This is a genomic window from Arthrobacter sp. TE12232 (assembly GCF_054062615.1).
Genome location: NZ_JBSSFK010000001.1, coordinates 2,133,868 through 2,152,153 on the forward strand (window position 1 = coordinate 2,133,868; position 18,286 = coordinate 2,152,153).

Annotated in this window: 17 protein-coding genes; 9 read left to right on the forward strand and 8 right to left on the reverse strand. The window is 68.7% G+C overall.

The features are described from left to right. Positions 1–2: 2 nt before the first annotated feature. Genes ACVWZ7_RS09400 through ACVWZ7_RS09410 form a run of 3 tightly spaced genes read right to left on the reverse strand, consistent with a single transcriptional unit; the run spans position 3 to position 1,671 of the window. Entirely contained in the window at positions 3–974 is a 972-nt protein-coding gene (locus tag ACVWZ7_RS09400) for an NAD(P)-dependent alcohol dehydrogenase (RefSeq protein WP_456507671.1), read from the reverse strand. Further along, positions 971–1,204, reverse strand: coding sequence for a helix-turn-helix transcriptional regulator (locus ACVWZ7_RS09405; protein WP_456507672.1), 234 nt, complete (start codon positions 1,202–1,204; stop codon positions 971–973). Before ACVWZ7_RS09405 ends, ACVWZ7_RS09400 begins: the two co-directional genes overlap by 4 nt. After that, positions 1,198–1,671: a hypothetical protein gene (locus ACVWZ7_RS09410; RefSeq protein ID WP_456507673.1), complete on the reverse strand. Its 474-nt coding sequence runs from the start codon at positions 1,669–1,671 to the stop codon at positions 1,198–1,200. Before ACVWZ7_RS09410 ends, ACVWZ7_RS09405 begins: the two co-directional genes overlap by 7 nt. Positions 1,672–1,947: 276 nt before the next feature. Between ACVWZ7_RS09410 and ACVWZ7_RS09415 the strand changes: the two genes are divergently transcribed. Continuing rightward, positions 1,948–3,444, forward strand: coding sequence for an amino acid permease (locus tag ACVWZ7_RS09415; protein WP_116765536.1), 1,497 nt, complete (start codon positions 1,948–1,950; stop codon positions 3,442–3,444). A gap of 69 nt (positions 3,445–3,513) precedes the next feature. Then, entirely contained in the window at positions 3,514–4,149 is a 636-nt protein-coding gene (locus tag ACVWZ7_RS09420; RefSeq protein ID WP_456507674.1) for a LysE family translocator, read from the forward strand. Positions 4,150–4,192: 43 nt separating this feature from the next. Here ACVWZ7_RS09420 and ACVWZ7_RS09425 read toward each other — a convergent pair whose 3' ends face one another. Together ACVWZ7_RS09425 and ACVWZ7_RS09430 are read right to left on the reverse strand one after the other, a co-directional pair. Next, positions 4,193–4,942 carry a 3-hydroxybutyrate dehydrogenase gene (locus ACVWZ7_RS09425; protein WP_091250311.1) on the reverse strand — a complete coding sequence of 250 codons (750 nt, stop codon included), beginning with the start codon at positions 4,940–4,942 and terminating at the stop codon, positions 4,193–4,195. A 111-nt stretch (positions 4,943–5,053) separates the two neighbouring features. Then, on the reverse strand, positions 5,054–6,436 hold the full coding sequence (locus ACVWZ7_RS09430) for an MFS transporter (RefSeq protein ID WP_116765533.1): 1,383 nt from the start codon (positions 6,434–6,436) through the stop codon (positions 5,054–5,056). Positions 6,437–6,567: 131 nt separating this feature from the next. On the opposite strand from ACVWZ7_RS09430, the gene ACVWZ7_RS09435 reads away from it, so the two are divergent. Beyond that, complete coding sequence (locus ACVWZ7_RS09435; RefSeq protein ID WP_344361266.1) at positions 6,568–7,485, forward strand: LysR family transcriptional regulator; 918 nt, start codon at positions 6,568–6,570, stop codon at positions 7,483–7,485. A gap of 28 nt (positions 7,486–7,513) precedes the next feature. Here the strand turns inward: ACVWZ7_RS09435 and ACVWZ7_RS09440 are convergent, their stop codons facing one another. Beyond that, positions 7,514–8,452: a spermidine synthase gene (locus ACVWZ7_RS09440; RefSeq protein WP_456507675.1), complete on the reverse strand. Its 939-nt coding sequence runs from the start codon at positions 8,450–8,452 to the stop codon at positions 7,514–7,516. 197 nt (positions 8,453–8,649) lie between these two features. Between ACVWZ7_RS09440 and ACVWZ7_RS09445 the strand changes: the two genes are divergently transcribed. From ACVWZ7_RS09445 to ACVWZ7_RS09470, 6 genes are all read left to right on the forward strand, one after another. After that, positions 8,650–9,582 carry a hypothetical protein gene (locus tag ACVWZ7_RS09445; protein WP_456507676.1) on the forward strand — a complete coding sequence of 311 codons (933 nt, stop codon included), beginning with the start codon at positions 8,650–8,652 and terminating at the stop codon, positions 9,580–9,582. 5 nt (positions 9,583–9,587) lie between these two features. Next, positions 9,588–9,989 (forward strand): phage holin family protein, encoded by a 402-nt coding sequence (locus ACVWZ7_RS09450; RefSeq protein WP_116765529.1) that lies wholly within the window; start codon positions 9,588–9,590, stop codon positions 9,987–9,989. Between the two features lie 18 nt (positions 9,990–10,007). After that, on the forward strand, positions 10,008–10,616 hold the full coding sequence (locus ACVWZ7_RS09455; protein WP_456507677.1) for a DUF3618 domain-containing protein: 609 nt from the start codon (positions 10,008–10,010) through the stop codon (positions 10,614–10,616). Positions 10,617–10,698: 82 nt separating this feature from the next. Then, on the forward strand, positions 10,699–11,808 hold the full coding sequence (locus ACVWZ7_RS09460; protein WP_456507678.1) for a YihY/virulence factor BrkB family protein: 1,110 nt from the start codon (positions 10,699–10,701) through the stop codon (positions 11,806–11,808). A gap of 80 nt (positions 11,809–11,888) precedes the next feature. Further along, a complete protein-coding gene (locus tag ACVWZ7_RS09465) occupies positions 11,889–12,911 on the forward strand; it encodes a universal stress protein (RefSeq protein WP_456507679.1) in 1,023 nt (340 codons plus the stop codon). 86 nt (positions 12,912–12,997) lie between these two features. Then, positions 12,998–14,005 carry a zinc-dependent alcohol dehydrogenase family protein gene (locus ACVWZ7_RS09470; protein ID WP_344361279.1) on the forward strand — a complete coding sequence of 336 codons (1,008 nt, stop codon included), beginning with the start codon at positions 12,998–13,000 and terminating at the stop codon, positions 14,003–14,005. Between the two features lie 13 nt (positions 14,006–14,018). On the opposite strand, the gene ACVWZ7_RS09475 is transcribed toward ACVWZ7_RS09470, so the two are convergent. Both ACVWZ7_RS09475 and ACVWZ7_RS09480 read right to left on the reverse strand, forming a co-directional pair. Further along, positions 14,019–17,228 (reverse strand): HAD family hydrolase, encoded by a 3,210-nt coding sequence (locus tag ACVWZ7_RS09475; protein WP_456507680.1) that lies wholly within the window; start codon positions 17,226–17,228, stop codon positions 14,019–14,021. A 60-nt stretch (positions 17,229–17,288) separates the two neighbouring features. Next, positions 17,289–18,245 (reverse strand): polysaccharide deacetylase family protein, encoded by a 957-nt coding sequence (locus ACVWZ7_RS09480; RefSeq protein WP_456507681.1) that lies wholly within the window; start codon positions 18,243–18,245, stop codon positions 17,289–17,291. Positions 18,246–18,286 lie beyond the last annotated feature (41 nt).

The window sequence follows — 18,286 nt, forward strand, 5'->3', positions numbered from 1 at the left end:
GGTCACACGGTGACGACGGCCTTCCCGCGGACCTGGCCGTCGCGCAGGTCCCGGATCGCGGCCGGCGCGTCGGCCAGGGCGTAGCACCTGCCGACAACCGGCGTCACCGCGCCGGCCTCGATGAGCCCGGCCAGGAACCGGAGGTCCTCGGCGCGCTCTGTCGACATGACGCCCTTGAGCTGCTGGCCGACGAACGCGGAGAGCAGTGCCGCGCGGAGGGACCGTTCAAATCCGCCCGTGAGCCGCCCGCCGCCTTCCCCGCCGACGATGGCGAGGGTTCCCTTGGGTTTGAGGGCCCGTCGGAGGACGGAGAGCCGGCGGTTGCCGGCGGTGTCGACAATGAGGTCGAACTGCCTGGCCCCGTCCGCGAAGTCGTCGTGCGTGTAGTCAATGACATGGTCCGCGCCGATCGACCGGACCAGATCGGTCTTCGCAGTGCTGCACACCCCTGTCACCTCCGCCCCGAACGCCTTGGCGAGTTGCACCGCGTACGCGCCGACGCCGCCGGCCGCGCCGATGACGAGGACGTCCTGCCCGGGCTGGACCTTGCCGGTGTCCCGGAGCGCCTGGAGGGCCGTGACGGCGGAGATGGGAACGGCGGCGGCCTGCTCGAAACTGAGGTTCTTCGGCTTCAGCGCAAGACGGCTTTCCTTCGCGCACACGTATTCGGCGAAGGATCCCTCGCACGTCCCGTATACCTCGTCGCCGGGCCTGAAGCCGACCACACTCCGGCCGACGGCCTCCACGCGGCCCGCCACGGCCCGGCCCCGGATGCGCGTCTTCGGTTTCGTCAGCCCGTAGCCTGCAACCCGGGTCAGGTACGGCAGGCCGGTCATGAGGTGCCAGACGCCCTGGTCGACGCCGGCGGCCCGGACCCGGATCAGCACGTCGTCGTCGCCGGGGACGGGAACGTCGACGTCGCGCAGCTCCAGCACCTCAACGGAACCGTAGGTGTCCTGAATGATCGCTTTCATGATGCTTCTCCTTCAGAGTCGGGGTACTGGAAGACGTCGTCGAGCGGAACGTTGAGAACATGGGCAATCTGGAACGCCAGCTCCAACGACGGCGAGTAGCGGCCCTGTTCGATCGCGATGACAGTCTGCCGGGTCACGCCGATTCGATCGGCGAGTTCCGCCTGGGTCAGTTCGCCGTTTTCGAACCGCAGGCGCCGGATGGAGTTCGTGACCCTGGTCGGCTTCACCACGTCTGGAAGCCCCGCCGGTAGGCCACGATCTTCGCCACGGAGGCCAGGATCGCCGAGGCCACGAAGGCCAGGTAGATGGCGTTGGCGATCCAGAACTGATTCACCTCGGCCATGGCCATGATGAGCGCCGCCACCGCCCCGATGACCACAAAGGACTGGCCGATATGCTCGCCGAAGCGATAGATCTCCCTGTCCCGCTGGTCCTTCATGCCAGCGCCCTTGGCGGAGAGGCTGCGGATGAGAATGTGGAGGACGATCGACAGGACGATCGAGCTGCCGACCGTCCAGAGCAGCGGCGCCACGTACGGCACGTCCGTGAGCGGCATGCTCCCGGCCAGCCCGAGGACTGCCGCCAGATACACCGCGTAGGCTCCGGCCGCCAGCACCCCCATGATCCAGGCGCTCTTTTCTTCGAATGACATGTGCCGCTCCCGCGCGATGAACCGGATGTAAAACAAACCTGACATGGCAAAAGTAAAGAAAACCTAACATGATGTCAAGAGTTTTCGACTTTCTCGGGTTGCCCGCGCGGAATTTCCCCACCTTTGACCCCACGACGCCGGGACGCGCCGGCGTCACGGCGCCACGCGCCGTCGAGCCCCGGCAAAGGTGGGGAAACCCGGGCGCGGCCCGCCGCATAGTCTGAAATCAAAGACACGAAGTCCCCGTGAGGCTCATCACAGCAGTGCCGGACATGGTCTGCTGGATAGCGATCCCCCTCCCAATGACGAGAAGGTATTCGCATGCAACAAGCCCAAACCGCCACCAAGCCGGCACCTGCAGAGGCAGGCACCGGCGGCGCAGCCACCGCCGTCGGCGCCGCCGTCGATTCCGTACTCAGCAGGGGGCTGAACGTCCGCCACATCCGCTTCATGGCGCTGGGCTCGGCGATCGGCACGGGGCTGTTCTACGGCTCCGCGTCCGCCATCCAGAAGGCCGGCCCCGCCGTCCTGCTGGCGTACATGATCGGCGGCGCCGCGGTCTTCATGGTGATGCGCGCCCTGGGTGAAATGGCGGTGCGGCATCCGGTGTCCGGGTCCTTCGGCCAGTACGCGAGCCGCTACCTGGGCCCGCTCGCCGGGTTCGTGACCGGCTGGACCTACGTCTTCGAGATGGCAATCGTCGCCATCGCGGATGTCACGGCCTTCAGCATCTACATGGGATTCTGGTTCCCCGGCGTGGAGCGCTGGGTCTGGGTCCTGGCCATCATCTTCTTCCTGGCGGCCCTGAACCTGCTCAGCGTCAAGGTCTTCGGCGAACTGGAGTTCTGGTTCTCCCTGATCAAGGTGGCGGCCATCATCGCCATGATCGCCGGCGGCGCCGCGATCATCGTCTTCGGCTTCCAGACCGGCGGCGCCACCGTGGCGCCTGGGCTCGGCAACCTTGTTGATCACGGGGGCCTGTTCCCCAACGGGTTCGAAGGGCTCCTGGCCTCATTCGCGGTAGTGATGTTCGCGTTTGGCGGGGTGGAAACCCTGGGCATCACCGCCGGTGAAGCCGCCGATCCGAAAAAGGTCATCCCCAAGGCCGTCAACACCGTCCCCGTGCGCGTCCTGCTGTTCTACGTGCTGACCCTCGGCGTGCTGATGAGCCTGTTCCCGTGGGACGAGATCGGCAGCAACGGCAGCCCCTTCGTGCAGATCTTCAGCAGCCTGGGCATCCCGGCCGCGCCCCACATCCTCAACGCCGTGGTGATCACGGCGGCGCTCTCGGCCGTCAACAGCGACATCTTCGGCGCCGGCCGGATCCTCTTCGGCCTGGCCCGGCAGGGCCACGCCCCGGCGAGCTTCGGCAAGGTCTCCCGTCACGGGGTGCCGTGGATGACCGTGGTGATGATGACGGGCATCCTGCTCGTGGGGGTCGTCCTGAACGCCGTGATCCCGGAGGACGTGTTCCTGATCATCGCCTCGATCGCTACCTTCGCGACCGTCTGGGTCTGGGCCATGATCCTGGCCTCCCATGTCGCCATGAAACGCGAGATCGCCCGCAAGGGACTGCCGGCGTCGGAGTTCCCGTCCCCCTGGTGGCCCGCCGCATCCGTGCTGACCATCGCCTTCATGGCCCTGGTGATCGTGATCCTGGGCGCCTTCGAGGACACCCGGGTGGCCCTATACGTCGGTGCCGTCTGGCTCTGCCTCCTGGTGCTCGCCTACCGGCTCTGGGTCCGCGGCCACGGCCGGGCCCGGGCCGAACTCACCGACGAAACGGCCCAGCTCCAGCAGGTTCCTGCGGGGCGGTAATCATGTCTCCCCCTCCCGGGCCCCTCCCGGGCCCCTCCCGGGAGCGCCCCGGGAGGGTTAAGATCAGGCATGGTTCCCGCCCCAAATCTTCTGGCTTTTGCCCTCGCGGCGCTCGTGCTCATCGCCGTCCCGGGGCCCAGCGTGCTGTTCGTGATCGGACGGACGCTGGCCCTGGGACGCAAGGGTGGTCTGTTGAGTGTCGCGGGGAACGCGGGCGGCGAGTTGGTGCAGATCGCCGCGGTGGCCGTGGGCGTCGGGGTGGTGCTGGCCCAGTCGCTCCTGCTCTTTAGCGTGGTGAAGTTTGCCGGCGCCGCCTACCTTGTCTACCTGGGGATCCAGGCCATCCGGCATCGCGGCAGCGGCGCGACGGCGGCAGACCCTGCCAACCCGTCTTCGACGGCCCGGGTGCTCCGCGAGGGATTCATTGTGGGCGCGACCAACCCGAAGTCGATTGTTTTCTTCGTGGCCGTGCTCCCGCAGTTCGTGGACTATTCTGCCGGCGCGATTCCGGTCCAGCTCGCCACGCTGGGGGCGGTCTTCCTGCTGATCGCCCTGGTCTCCGACAGTACGTGGGCCCTCGCGGCGGGAACGGCACGGCACTGGTTCGCCCGGTCGCCCCGGCGGATCGCCGCGCTCAGCACCACCGGCGGCGTGATGATGATCGGCCTGGGCGGCACCCTGGCACTGACGGGCAGCAAGAACTAACTGGGCTGCCCGCAGTTGGAAGCGGGCGGCGCCCGCCGGCGGACTACCGCGCCGACCAACCGCCGTCCATCGTGTAGCTGGCGCCGGTGACCATGCCGGCGTCGTCCGAGGCGAGCCACGCCACCAGCGACGCCACTTCCTCGGGCTCCACGAGCCGCTTGACCGCTGATTCGGTCAGCATGATCTTGGCGAGGACCTCGGACTCCGGAATGCCGTGCACCTTGGCCTGGTCTGCGATCTGCGACTCGACCAGGGGCGTGCGGACGTACCCGGGGTTGATGCAGTTGGACGTGACGCCGTGCGCGCCACCCTCCAGCGCGGTGACCTTGCTCAGGCCTTCCAGGCCGTGCTTGGCCGAGACGTAGGCGCTCTTGAACGGCGAGGCACGGAGGCCGTGAACGGAGGACAGGTTGATGATGCGGCCGAAGTTGTTGGCGTACATGTGCGGCAACGCGGCCCGGATCAGCAGGAACGGCGCCTCGAGCATGAGGGTGATGATGCGCCGGAAGTCGGCCGGATCGAAGTCCTCGATCGGGCTGATGCGCTGGATTCCGGCATTGTTGACCAGGATGTCGCAGTCCAGGCTGAGCGTCTGGAGGGATTCGACGTCGAGCAGGTTGACGGCCCACGAGGTGCCGCCGATCTCGTCGGCGAGGGCCGCGGCGGCGGACTCGTCCACGTCCGCGATCACGACCTTGGCCCCGCGTGCGGCCAGGGCGCGGGCGCTGGCGGCACCGATCCCGCCGGCCCCGCCGGTGACCAGTGCCTTGCGTCCGTTCAGCGTGTTTTCCATTACTCAGCCTTCCATGTCATAAATCTAATGAGGCGGCCGGCCCCAGCATGGCTGGGGCCGGCCCAAACTCAAGCAGCCCGCAAACTCAAGCCGCCAGGTAACTCAAGCAGCTCAGCGTACGGCTGCTACGGACAGGCCCTCGCGTTCGGCGTCGGCCCGGTCCACGTCTTCCAAGGCGATGCCCTTGGTTTCCTTCAGGCTCAGGACTGCCACGGTGGTGATGGCGCAGGCGACCACCAGGTAGACCGCGGTCGGCAGCCAGGAGCCGGTGTCCTTGAGCCACTGGGTGGCCAGGAGAGGCGCCAGCGAACCGGCGAAGATCGAGGTGACCTGCGAGCCCAGGGAGACGCCGGCGTAGCGCATCCGGGTCGGGAACAGCTCCGACATCAGGGCCGGCTGGCCGGCGTACATGAAGGCGTGCAGGCACAGGCCGATGGTGACGGCCAGGACGATGATCACCGGGTTGCGGGTGTCGAACATCGGGAAGGCGAAGAACGGCCAGGTGGCGCCGCTAATGGCACCGACGAGGTAGACGGGCTTGCGGCCCCAGCTGTCCACGAGCCGGCCGATCTGCGGGATGATCAGGAAGTGCACGAGGTGCGCGATCAGCAGGGCGAGCAGCAGGGATGAGGTGTCGTACTTGTCCACTGTCTTGAGGTAGACGATCGAGAAGCTGACCACGAGGTAGTACATGATGTTTTCCGCGAACCGGAGGCCCATGGACTGCAGGATGCCCTTCGGGTACTTGCGGATGACCTCGCGGACGCCGTAGCTGACAGCCTGCTCGCTCTCCAGCTGGGCTTTGGCTTCGAGGAAGATGGGCGATTCGGAGACGTGGGTGCGGATGTAGTAGCCGACGAACACGATCACGGCGGAGAGCCAGAACGCCACGCGCCAGCCCCAGCCGAGGAAGTCGGCGGCGCTGAGCATGTTGGACATGATGAACAGGACCAGGGTGGCCAGCAGGTTGCCCACCGGGACGGCGGCCTGCGGCCAGCTGGACCAGAAGCCGCGGGTCTTGTTGGGGCTGTGCTCGGCGACGAGCAGCACGGCGCCGCCCCATTCGCCGCCCAGGGCGAAGCCCTGGATGAAGCGCAGGAAGACCAGCAGTGCCGGCGCCAGGTATCCGAGGGTGGCGAAGCCCGGGAGGCAGCCCATCAGGAAGGTGGAGACACCGATGATGACGATCGTGAGCTGCAGGGTGGGCTTGCGGCCCAGCTTGTCGCCGATCTGGCCGAAGACGATGCCGCCCAGCGGGCGTGCCACGAAGCCGACGGCGTAAGTCAGAAACGCCTGGATAATGCCGTCCAGCTCATTGCCGGTGGCGGGGAAGAAGTACTTGCCGAACACCAGGGTGGCGGCGGTGGCATAGAGGAAGAATTCGTACCACTCGACGACGGTTCCCACCATCGATGCTGCGACGATCTTCTTGAGCCCGGAACCCTTGGATGCGGGTGCGGCGGGGGATGTTGCAGAGCGTTCGTTTACGCTCATCTGGTTCTCCTTAGTGTCCACGGTGACACGCGCTGTGACGCACAGCACTGAAATGGCTCCATTGAGTATTGCCGCACATCCGCGGCGGTTCAATGGCCAAACGGGCACCCTATGTGTGCAGAATTGCAGATATGAACGCCAATCCTGATGACCTGCTGGTCCTGCTCGCCGTCTCCCGTTCGGCGAAATTCACGACGGCGGCCCAGACTCTCGGACTGAACCACACCACCGTCTCCCGGCGGATCGCGGCGCTGGAGAAGTCGCTCGGCGGCCGGGTGCTCTCGCGCGCGTCGGGCGGTTGGGAACTGACCGAACTCGGCGCCGAGGCCGTGCGGGTGGCCGAGCAGGTCGAAAGCGCCGTCCGGACCCTGGAACAGCCCGGGCACACGCCGGATCCCATCACCGGAGTGGTCCGGATGACGGCCACGGACGGCTTCAGCGCCTACATTGCCGCCCCGGCGGTGGCCCGGCTCCGCCGCCACCATCCCGGCCTCAGCGTCGAGATCATCACAGTGACGCGCCGGGCGCTGCAGCAGCGCTCCGGCCTGGACATCGAGGTGGTGGTCGGAGAGCCGCAGGTGCACCGGGCAGAGGCCGCACAGCTGGGCGAGTACATGCTGGGGATGTATGCCTCCCGGGACTACCTGGCCGAGTACGGGACCCCGGCCACCGTGGAGGAACTGACGGCACATTCGCTCGTTTACTTCGTCGATTCGATGCTGCAGGTGGACGATCTGGATGCCCCGCGGCGGCTGGTGCCGGCGATGCGGGACGGGCTGAGCTCCACCAATGTCTTTGTCCACGTGGAGGCCACGCGCGCCGGCGCCGGGATCGGGTTCCTGCCGTGCTTCGCGGCCGACCTCCATCCGGACCTGGTCCGTCTCCTGCCGGAGGAATTTGCCGAGATGCTCCCCTATTGGATGGTGCTGCGGCCCGATTCGATGCGCCGCCCGGCGGTCGCGGCCCTCGTTCAGGCCCTGCGGGAGCAGACCGCAGCCCACCGCGATGCCCTGCTGGGCCGGGGCGGAACCCCATCGACTGCTCCGTAGGCGCCCTTATGGAGCCCCAAAAGGGCCGTTACGGAGCAGTCGACGGCTGAGGGGGTTCGGACGGCCCTGGCGCCGGGACCTGGCCTGCCGGGTCGTGGCGGACGGCGGCACCGGCCGCGAATGCCCGCACCTTCTCGTCGTTCCAGATGTGGGCCGGCACCGCACCGCCGAGCAGGCGCCGCGCAAGGCCGGGATCGTCGTCGAACGGGAGGTCACTGCCGGCCATGATCATGTTGCCGTAACGCCGCCCCTTGAGCATGGCCGGATCGGCGATGAGCACCGTGTAGGCGAAGGCGTCCGCGATGGTGGCGGCGTCTTCGCGGGCATTCTTGAGGTCCGGGGCGTCGCCGGAATTCACGACGTAGACCCCTCCCGGCGCGAGGACGCGTTTGGCGTGCTCGGTGAATTCCCTCGTGGTGAGGGGGCGCGGGGTCAGTGATCCGGCGAAGACGTCGCGGATGATCAGGTCCCGGGTCTGCGGGGTCAGGCTCTCGGTGACTTCCCGGGCCTCCCCCACCCGCAGGCGCAGCAGCGGGGCTTTGGGCAGGTCAAACCAGCCCCGGACGTAGTCGGCCAGCTTGCCGTCCAGCTCCACCACGACCTGGCGGGCGTCCGGGTAGGCGGCGTGGAAATAGCGGGCCAGTGAACATGCTCCCCCGCCGAGGTGCAGGGCGCGCAGCTTGGGCTTGGACTCGCGGGGCCAGCGCGACTCGACCAAGGCAGAGATCCAGCGCATGTACTCGAAGTCCAGGAACAGCGGGTCCGCGAGGTCAATGTGCGAGCTCATGACGCCATTGATGCGCAGGAGCCAGCCGGTGGAATTGTCCTGGTCCGGGATCAGCTCGCAGTCTCCGGTGTCGATGTAGTACACCCCCGCCACGGGACCGGCCGGACGGGAACCCTTGGGTACGTCCACGACTCCCGGCTCGGCGGCTCCTGCGACCCGGCCCCTGCCCCGCTTGGCCATCAGCTATCCCCCGCATCTTCCATGGTTCAACCCTAGTTCACCGGCATCCCCGGCCACTCCGCCCGGCCGGGTAACCCACATCCGCACCAAAATCAACAAACAAGGGTACTTACTATTTATTAGTAATCATGCTTACTATTTAACTCCAGCATGGCTGGCGTCTGATCAGCAGCCGATCTTTTTGAAAGAGAGCGAAGATGACAGAGAACCCATGGCCCCAGGATGGGAGCCTCGGCACCCCTACGGCTACCCAGCAGACTCCCCTCCGGCAGGCGTCCACGTTTCCGCCCGTCGCCGACGGCGAAATCTACAGCGCGACTCCGGACGGAGGGCCGTTAACGTTGCCCCCGACAACGGCCACCGGTGCTTCCACCACCGACACCACCAGGCATGAGGCCGCGGAGGTCTCCCGCCTGGCCGCGGATTCGGCCCAGAATGTGGCCGAGACGGCTAAGAGCGAAGCCACCCAGGTGGCTGCTGAGGTCAAAACGAACGCCCGACACCTCCTGCACCAAGCGCAATCAGACCTCACTGAACAAGCGGGTGTGCAGCAGCAGAAGGTGGCCCAGGGCCTGCGGTCCGTCTCGACCGAACTTCACTCCATGGCTGCGGCCTCCGAGCAGCCCGGCGTCGCCACCGACCTCGTACGCCAGGCCGCCGAGCGATCCTCCGCCGCGGCAACGTGGCTTGACGGCCGGGATCCCGGTTCGCTCCTGAACGAGGTGAAGTCCTTTGCGCGGCAGAAGCCGGGGACCTTCCTGTTGCTTGCGGCAGGAGCGGGTGTCCTGGCCGGCCGGCTCAGCCGGAGCCTCAGCGCAGGCGCCCCGGAGCCGACCGGCGCTACGGCCGCCGCTCCGTCGGCCACCGGCACTCCAGCGGCGCCGATCAGCCGGGTTCCGGACACCGGAAACGCGGTTCCGCCGCCGCCGGTCCAGATGCCGGCCCCGGAAACGACGACGGCGGGCTTCGCGGACCCTTACCCGCCGAACCCGCTGGATGTTGATCAGGTGGGCGACGGCAAGCGTCAGGACCCTTGGGCCTCCGAGCCCGTCGTGACCGACCCGCTCGGGCAGGATCCGCTCCGCAGTGACCCTCACGGCAGTGACCCCTTCGACGGTGGCCGTCGATGAGCGATATGCCTCCGACCGCCGCGCATGCCAAGGCCGAATCGTCGTCCCTCGGCGACCTATTGGGCGAGGTAACGAGGGACATGTCCATCCTGATGCGGCAGGAAGTCGAGCTCGCCAAGGTCGAACTCAAGCAGTCGGCCGCCCGGGCCGGCAAGGGCGCCGGCATGCTCGCCGGCGCCGGCGTCGCGGGACACTTCGTGCTTCTGTTCCTGTCCCTGGCGCTCTGGTGGGCGCTCGGGAGCCTGATGGGGCTGGGCTGGTCCGCCGTCGTCGTCGCCTTGATCTGGGGCATCGTTGCCGCCGTCCTGGCCACGACCGGCCGCAAGGAACTCAAGGCAATCAACGGCCTGCCTCAGACCTCCGAGACCCTGCAGGAAATCCCGCCCACGCTCAAACCCAACCCCTAGTTCCAGCGAGGAAACACGATGAGTGAAAACCCGGATGTCATCCGAGCAGATATCGAAGCTACCCGCGCACGTCTTGGCACCAACGTCGACGCCGTGGCCGACAAGGTCACGCCGTCGCACATCGTCCAGCGGCAGACTGACAGGGTCAAAGAAAACGTCAAGGACGCAGTCTTCGGAGTGAAGGAGAAAGTCATGGGCACGGCCGACCACACTGTCGGGAGCATGCACGCGGCTGCCGGCAGTGCCGGCGCACACGTGGGTGACGCCGGCACTGCGATCGGGGACGCCCCGGCGCAGGTCAAGACCAAAACCCAGGGCAACCCCCTGGCCGCAGGTCTGATTGCGTTCGGGGCAGGCCTGTTGGTCTCCTCCCTGATCCCGGCGAGCCAGAAGGAACGCGAAGCCGCAGATGCACTGAAGACCGCGGCCGAACCGCTGACCACGGAACTCACCGAGGCCGCCAAACACGTGGCGGAAGGCCTCAGGGAGCCGGTCCAGGCCGCAATGGAAAACGTCAAGGCGACAGCCGCCGACGCCACCGAGCATGTCAAGACCGAGGGCCAGGGGGCAGTTGCTGACGTCAAGGATCGCACCGTCGAGGCCAAGGACAACGTCCAGCGGGCCTGATCCCGTTCGAACCCGGCCGGCCGTCCTGCGCTCACGCGCCGGACGGCCGGCTGATGCACTTAACCCCGAAGGAAGAACTTCCATGTTCAAGAACCCCGCCGCGGCCGCCACTTCAGCCGACGCCGAAACCCCGGAGAGCAGCACCGCCAAGGCCCGGACCGCACCCCCTCCGGACGACTCCCGCAAGCCGGACAGCCCCACCGAGGTGACCAAGCCGTCGTGGAAGTACATCGCGAAGAAGACGCTGCGGGAATTCACCAAGGACCAGTGCCCCGATCTCGCCGCGGCCCTCACCTACTATTCGGTCCTCTCAATCTTCCCCGCGCTCTTGGCGCTCGGGTCCCTGCTCGGCATTTTCGGCCAGGCCGGGAAGACCACGTCGGCGCTCCTGGAGATCGTCCAGGGCTTCGCGCCCGCTGAAACTGTGGACGCCATCCGCCAGCCGGTCGAGCAGCTCAGCAGTTCCTCCACTGCCGGATTTGCACTCGTGATCGGCATTCTCACCGCACTCTGGTCCGCCTCCGGCTATGTCGGGGCGTTTGGCCGGGCTATGAACCGGATCTACGAAATTGACGAGGGCCGGCCGTTCATCAAGCTCCGTGGCACCATGCTCGCCGTCACCGTTGCCACCTTGCTGATCGTCGTCGCCCTCGCCTTCATGCTGGTTCTCAGCGGGCCTGTGGCAGAGTCCGTCGGCAAGGCGATTGGCCTGGGCGGGATCGTCCTCACCGTCTGGAACTTTGCCAAATGGCCGGTAATCCTGCTGCTCGTCGTGCTCGCGATCGCCATCCTGTACTACACCACCCCCAACGTGAAGCAGCCCAAGTTCCGGTGGATGAGCCTGGGGTCCTTCATCGCCCTGATGATCTTCCTGCTGGCTTCCCTGGCCTTCGGGTTCTACGTGGCCAACTTCAGCAGCTACAACAAGACTTATGGCGCTATCGGCGGCGTCATCATCTCGCTGCTGTGGCTCTGGATCCTGAACATGTCACTGCTGTTCGGCGCGGAGTTCGACGCCGAGATGGAACGCGGCCGGCAGCTGCAGGCCGGAATCGAGGCGGAAGAGACCATCCAGCTGCCGCCCAGGGACACCAAGCAGAGCGACAAGCTGCAGGCCCGGGAGGAAGAGGACATCCGGCACGGACGCGAACTGCGCGAGCAGCAGGCCGGCTCGCGGGACCAAAGCCCCTAGCCATTGACGGACCGCCGCGTTCTACTGGGGCTGCACGTATAGCCGGGCGAAGGGGTGCGTCCGCCGAGCCGGGAGGAAGAATGTCGGCACCCGCAGAGCATCAAGGCGGCGTCGTGGCAGTCGGCTACGGCGGATCCGAGGCGGCCCGGCTTGCCGTCCGCTGGGCCGCCGGCTACGCGGCCGCCACCGGGCTCGACGTTCGGGTGGTCCACGCCTGGGTATGGCCGGTCTTCACCAAGAACCTGGGCCCCGTCAAGGGAGTGGCCGGCAGCGGACTGCGGCACTCCGCCGAAGCCATCCTCGCGGAAGGCGTCGAATTGGCCCGCAGCGCCCTCCTGGAGGCAACCGGGGTGGGGGCAGCCGGCGTCGAACCCGCCACTGAACCGGGCACCCGGCCCGGCGTCGAACCCCCTACCGAACCCCGTGAAACAGCGCCCGGCGACGCGGCCGAGGCCGGGCTCGAAGCGGCTGGCATCGAACGATTCACGTCCCTTACCGACCCGGAACACCCCGGTCCCGCCGTCGACGGCGTCATCGAGGCCGGGCTCGCCGCGCCCGTCCTGCGCGACGCCGCCCGGGACGCGCGGCTACTGGTGGTCGGCAGCCGGGGACTTGGCGCCGTCCTGGGCCCCGTGGCGGGTTCGGTCTGCCTTGATTTGGCCGGCTCGGCACACTGCCCCGTCATGGTGATCCGGCGCCCGAGCATCCCCGGCGGCCCCGTCGTGGTGGGGGTCGACGCCTCGCCCCGCAGCCACGCCACTCTGGCCGAGGCCGTCCGGCTGGCCGGAATTCTCGGCGCCCCGCTGCACCTCGTCCATGTGGACACGCTGCGGGGCGGGGCACGGGAGGAACACGGCCGCCATGCCAGGCTCCTCGGCGAAGAGCTGCTGGACCACGCCATCGACGAGGCCCGGGGGTTGGCCCCCGGGCTGGAAGTGTCCGGCGTCCTGTTCGGCAGCCATGCCGCCGCCCGGGAGCTCCTTGCCGCCGCAGCCGACGCCGACGTCCTGGTACTCGGGACCCATAACCCCTCGGCGGGACCCGGCAACACGGTCTCCGCCGTGCTGCACAAGGCGCGCTGCAACGTGCTCGTCAGCCGCTGACCGCCGCTTACGGATCCAAGGGAGCGGCGACGAAGCGCATGGAAACCGCATGAAACAACATCGGGACTGCAGTAAAGGAGGCCGCGGTGCGCGCCTGGCGGGTTGAACGTCCGGGGCCGATTTCCGGCGGACCCCTCGTGGCTGGCGACTGCCCGGATCCCGTGCCCGGGCACGGGGAGGTCTTGCTCAAAGTGCGCGTCTGCGGCGTGTGCCGTACAGACCTGCACCTGGCCGAGGGCGACCTCGAACCCCGGCACCCCGGGACCATCCCGGGCCACGAAGTGGTGGGTGAGGTGATCGGGCTCGGCCCGGGTGCGGCCAGGTTCGGCCTCGGCGAACGGGTGGGGGTGGCCTGGCTGGGCGGCACGTGCGGCGCCTGCCGCTTCTGCGTGCGCGGCCAGGAGAACCTGTGCCTGTCCCCCACGTTTACCGGCTGGGACCGCGACGGCGGGTACGCCGAGCTCGTCACAGTGGCCGAGAACTTCGCCTACCGGATCCCGGAGACGTTCGGCGACGAGCAGGCTGCGCCGCTCCTGTGCGCAGGCATCATCGGCTACCGTGCGCTGAGCCGGGCGGAACTGCCGATCGGCGGCCGGCTGGGCATCTACGGCTTCGGCGGCTCCGCGCACCTGGCGGCCCAGATCGCACTCTACCGGGGTGCCCGCGTGTACGTCATGACCCGGTCCGCGGAGGCCCGCCGGCTGGCCCTGGATCTGGGCGCGACGTTCGCCGGCGGCGCCGAGGAACAGCCACCGGATCCCCTCGACGCCGCGATCCTCTTTGCCCCCGCCGGCGGGCTGGTGCCGGTGGCGCTTCGCGCCCTGGACCGCGGCGGCACGCTCGCCGTCGCCGGCATCCACCTGAGCGACATCCCGCCGCTGCACTACAGCGACGAGCTCTTCAACGAACGCCAGCTGCGCAGCGTCACGGCCAATACCCGGGCCGACGGCGAGGAATTCCTCCGGATCGCCGCCGAGATCCCGCTCCGCCCCACCACCATGGCGTACCCGTTCGAGGCCGCGGATCAGGCACTGCGGGATCTGGCCGAGGACCGGATCACGGGAGCGGCCGTGCTGCACATGGAGCACACATAGCCCGCACGTGGCGTCAGCCGGACGGCCCGGCGGCGCGAAGGAACTCGTGCTCCCGGCCAGCCCGGATCAGCACCTTCTCCGCGCCGACCCGCACCAGCACCGGGGCGGCGTCCCCCGGGGCCGCGGACACCCTGAGCCGGTCCGGTCCGAGGTGCACCGCCAGCAGCTGGTCACGGTAGCGGACCTGGAATTCCACCCGGTGCAGCTCCGCCGGCAGCCGCGGGGTGAAGTCCAGGGCATCGCGGGTGATCCGGAGTCCGGCGAAGCTGCGCTGGACAACGTCGATCGAGCCCGCCATGGCGCCCAGGTGGATGCCTGTGCTCGTGGTGCCCCCCTGCGTGTCGTCCAGGTCCGTGTCCAGCGCTTCCCGGAACGTGGCCCACGCCCGCTCCGGGTCCCGCTGCGCCAGCACGGAGGCGTGGGTGACCCGGCTGAGCGTGGAACCGTGCGCGGTCCGGGCCAGGTAGAAGTCCACCGTGGCCGCGATGTGCGCCGGCTCGACGTCGTAGCCCATCCGGCGCAGGAACCCCAGGAGCTGGTCCTCGCCCAGGACGTACAGGAGCATCAGGACGTCCGCCTGTTTGGCCAGCCGGTAGTGGTTGGTGCTGTCGCCTTCGGCCTCGAGGATCAGGTCCAGCCGTTCGATGTTCCGGTAGGCGCGGCGGTAGTGGTTCCAGTCGAGTTCCCGGAGTGCGCCGTAGCCGTCGAACTGGCTGATGATGCCGTCGTCGTGGAAGGGGACGAACATGCGCCGGCTCAGGTGCGCCCAGGCGTCGATTTCCCCCCGCGTGATCTCCAGCCGTGACCGCAGCTCCTCCATGTCGAACCCCTGCACGGAGTGCATGATCCAGACGGCCTGGTCGAACACCCAGGCCGCCATGATGTTCGTGTACGCGTTGTCGTCCAGGCCGCCGCCGGGGTTGCCCGGATGGCCGGTGTGATACTCGTCGGGCCCCATGACGCCCTTGATGTGGAAGCGGTCCTCCGCAGCGTCATGCGCTGCCATGGATGCGAACAGCCGGGCGACGTCCACCACAATCTCAGCACCGTGCCGGGTCAGCCAGCCCCGGTCCTGGGTCGCTTCGAAGTACTGCCATGCGTTGTAGGCGACCGCCAGACCCACATGCCGCTGCAGATGGGAGTAGTCAGGCATCCAGTGACCGGAGAGCTTGTTGAACAGGAACTTGGGTGTCTGTTCGGTGCCGTCGCTGCCGCTCTGCCAGGGAAAGAGGGCGCCGCGCAGCCCGGCCTTGCGGGCCGCGTCCCGCGCCGTTCCCAGGCGCCGCCAGCGGTAGTCAATCAGTTCGCGGGCCACCGCGGGCAGCCGGGAGTTCAGGACCGGCAGGACGAACAGCTCATCCCAAAAGATGTGGCCCCGGTAGCCTTCGCCGTGGAGCCCGCGGGCCGGGACCCCCGCGTCGAGCTCGGCCGTGTGGGTGGTGAGCGTCTGCAGCAGGTGGAAGACGTGGAGGTTCAGGATCAGCTGCGCCTGGGACGGGGCATCGGATTCGATGATGAACGGCGCCAGGAGGAGGCTCCACGCCGTCTCATGGGCTGCCAGCAGTTCGCCGAAGTCCTGGGGTGCGCGCGCCAGCACGGCGAGCGCGGCCGAGACCGGCGAGGCGATCGCGTGGTCCCGCGACGTCGCGACGGCCACCGTCTTGGTGACCGTGACGGGGACGGCGTCCGTGACCGGCAGGTCGAAGCGGTGTCCGTGCAGGCCCCCGGCCGGCTCGGTAATACCGGCCGGAACCCCGCCGGCTCCGGGTTCCGGCTGCGGCTGTCCGCCGCCGGAAATCCGCGTCCGCAGCGCCAAGGCGATCCCGATCTTGCTCCCGCTCGTCTGCATCTCCACCGTCAGCTGCGAGGCGTCCGGCCCGGCCCCGGAGGAGGAGGACACCGTCACCGCCGTCAGGTGCCGGTTGGCCAGCTGGGCGTCCTCGGGCACGTTGGAGTTGGTGACGCCGGTGTCGCAGCCGCTGCGGACGCTGACGGTTCCGCTCCACCCGACGGCGGTCAGCGTCGTCTCCAGCGCGGCCAGATGGGGCTCGGCCATGGAGACGAGCCGGCGCTGTAGCACCTGAAGCTGCCGCCCGGCGTCGTCCTCCAGAACCGCTTCCCGGGTCAGCAGGGCGCGTTTGAGGTCCAGCGTGCGGCGCTCACTGCGGAGCGTCAGGCCGCCGTCGGACCACCAGTTGCCGTCGCCTATCCTGACATCCAGCGGCAGCCAGTCCGGGATGTTGACCATGTGTTCGTCCACTGTCACCTCGCCCTGGACATTGCTTGTCAGGCTGTTGTAAACGCCTGCGAGGTAAGTGCCGGGATAGTGGACTTCGCCCGCGCGGTGCTCCGGGGCGGCGCCGCGGGTGGCCAGATAGCCGTTGCCGAGGGTGGTCAGCGCCTCCCGGTGCCGTTCGTGGGCCGGGTCGAATCCCTCGTAGACCAGCAGCCACGGGTGCGTGATGACCAGCCCGATGTCCAGTTCGCTGACGTCTTCAACCACGACGTCGGCGCCCGCGGCTTCCAGCGCGGCCCGCCGCCCGGCCCGGTCGAGGCCAACTACGAGCCCGAAGCCTCCGCGCCGCCCCGCTTCCACGCCGGCCGCGGCGGCGGCGATCACCATGGCCCGGGCCGGGGTGATCTCCATTCTGCGGACGGCCTCCAGGACCAAAGCCGGCGCCGGCATTCCGGCGACGTCGTGGTCCAGGGCCGTCTGGCCATCCACGATGTGATCAAAGCCGTCGCCAAGGCCCGCGGCGGCCACGATTGCGGCGGCATTCCGGCTGGAGGTGGCGAGGACGACCGGGATCCGCCCTGCGCGGAGCCGCTCGAGCAGCGCCACGGTACCGGGGAAGACCGGAACGGGACCGCCCGCGAGCATGTTTTCGAAGATCCCGCCCTGGCGCTGCGCGAGTCCGAACGCCGTCCACTCCGCCGGGCCGTCCGCGGGCGAGCCGCGGGGAATGGCGACGCCGCGCGAGGCCAGGAAGGTAGCCACGCCGTCCTCCCAGGTCCGGCCCTCGACGCAGCGTGCGAAGTCGCCGTCCGTGAAGGGCCCGCGCCGCGCGTCGGCGGGAAGCCGGGGGTCCTTCATGATGTCGTCGAAGAGCTGTTTCCAGGCTGCCGCGCGGAGCTCTCCGGTGTCGGTCACGACGTCGTCGAGGTCAAAGATCACGGCGTCGACGGGGGCCAGCGCGGCGGCAACTGTGGGCGACTCCGTCATGGCCCAGTCCTATCAGCGATCGGTGCGCCGCGACAGTGGCGTTCGGCCCGGGATGCGCCCTTAGCCCACGAGTGCGTCGAGGGTGGTGAAGCCATAGCCGGCCTGGCGGATGCGGTTGATCAGCCGGGGCAGGGCATCGGCGTCCAGGGTGGTGCCGTCGTCGGGGTTGGAACCGATATGCATCAGGACAATTTCCCCCGGCTGCAGTGCCGCCAGGACCCGGTCAGCCACGAGTTGCGCTGTCACCCCGCCGCTGGTGCCTTTCCAGCCCAGGGTGTCGACGCTCCAGCGCACCGGAAGGTAGCCGAGGTTGTTGACGGTGGCGATGGTCCTGGCGTCGCGATCGCCGAAGGGAAACCGGAAGAGCGGCCGCGGGTCCGCGCCGGCCGCCCGGATGGCCCGCTCGGCCGATGTAACCTGGTCCGCGATGCCGGCGTCCGGCAGTCCGGTGAATGCCGGATGGGTCATGGAATGGTTGCCCACCCGGTGCCCTCCGGCGACGATCGCCGCCACGCCTCCGGGGTTCGCGGCAGCCCAGCTGCCGGTGAGGAAAAACGTGGCCCGCACGCCCGCGGCGGCGAGGCTTTGCAGGATGCTGGGAAGTCCGGCCGCGTTGGCGCCGGCGTCGAACGTCAGGGCCACCACCCGGCCCGCGCCCGGGATGGTCTCGACATCGCGTCCGGCGAGCGCGGCGGGGAACGGCGCCGCGGGCGGCACGGGAGCAGGAACGGCCGGCACCGGGGGCGGAGCGGTCGGTTCAGGGGCTGGCGGGACGGGAACGGCCGGAGCAGGCACGCTGGTGCCCGGGGCCGGCGAAGCCGCGGTCGGCGAGTCAGGGGACGGGGTCTCGGAGGCGGATCCGGACGCCGGCGAGGTGACGGGCGCAGATGCGGGCGGGGACGCCGTCGGCGCCCCTTGCAGCAGCAGGACCGCGGCGCCGAGCAGCAGCACCGCGGCGGCCACGACGGCCGCGATCAGCCACCACCGGCGCCGGCTGCCAGCACTCGTGGACCCCATGATTCACTGTGGCCCCACGGGTCACCGCCGGTCTAGTGCTG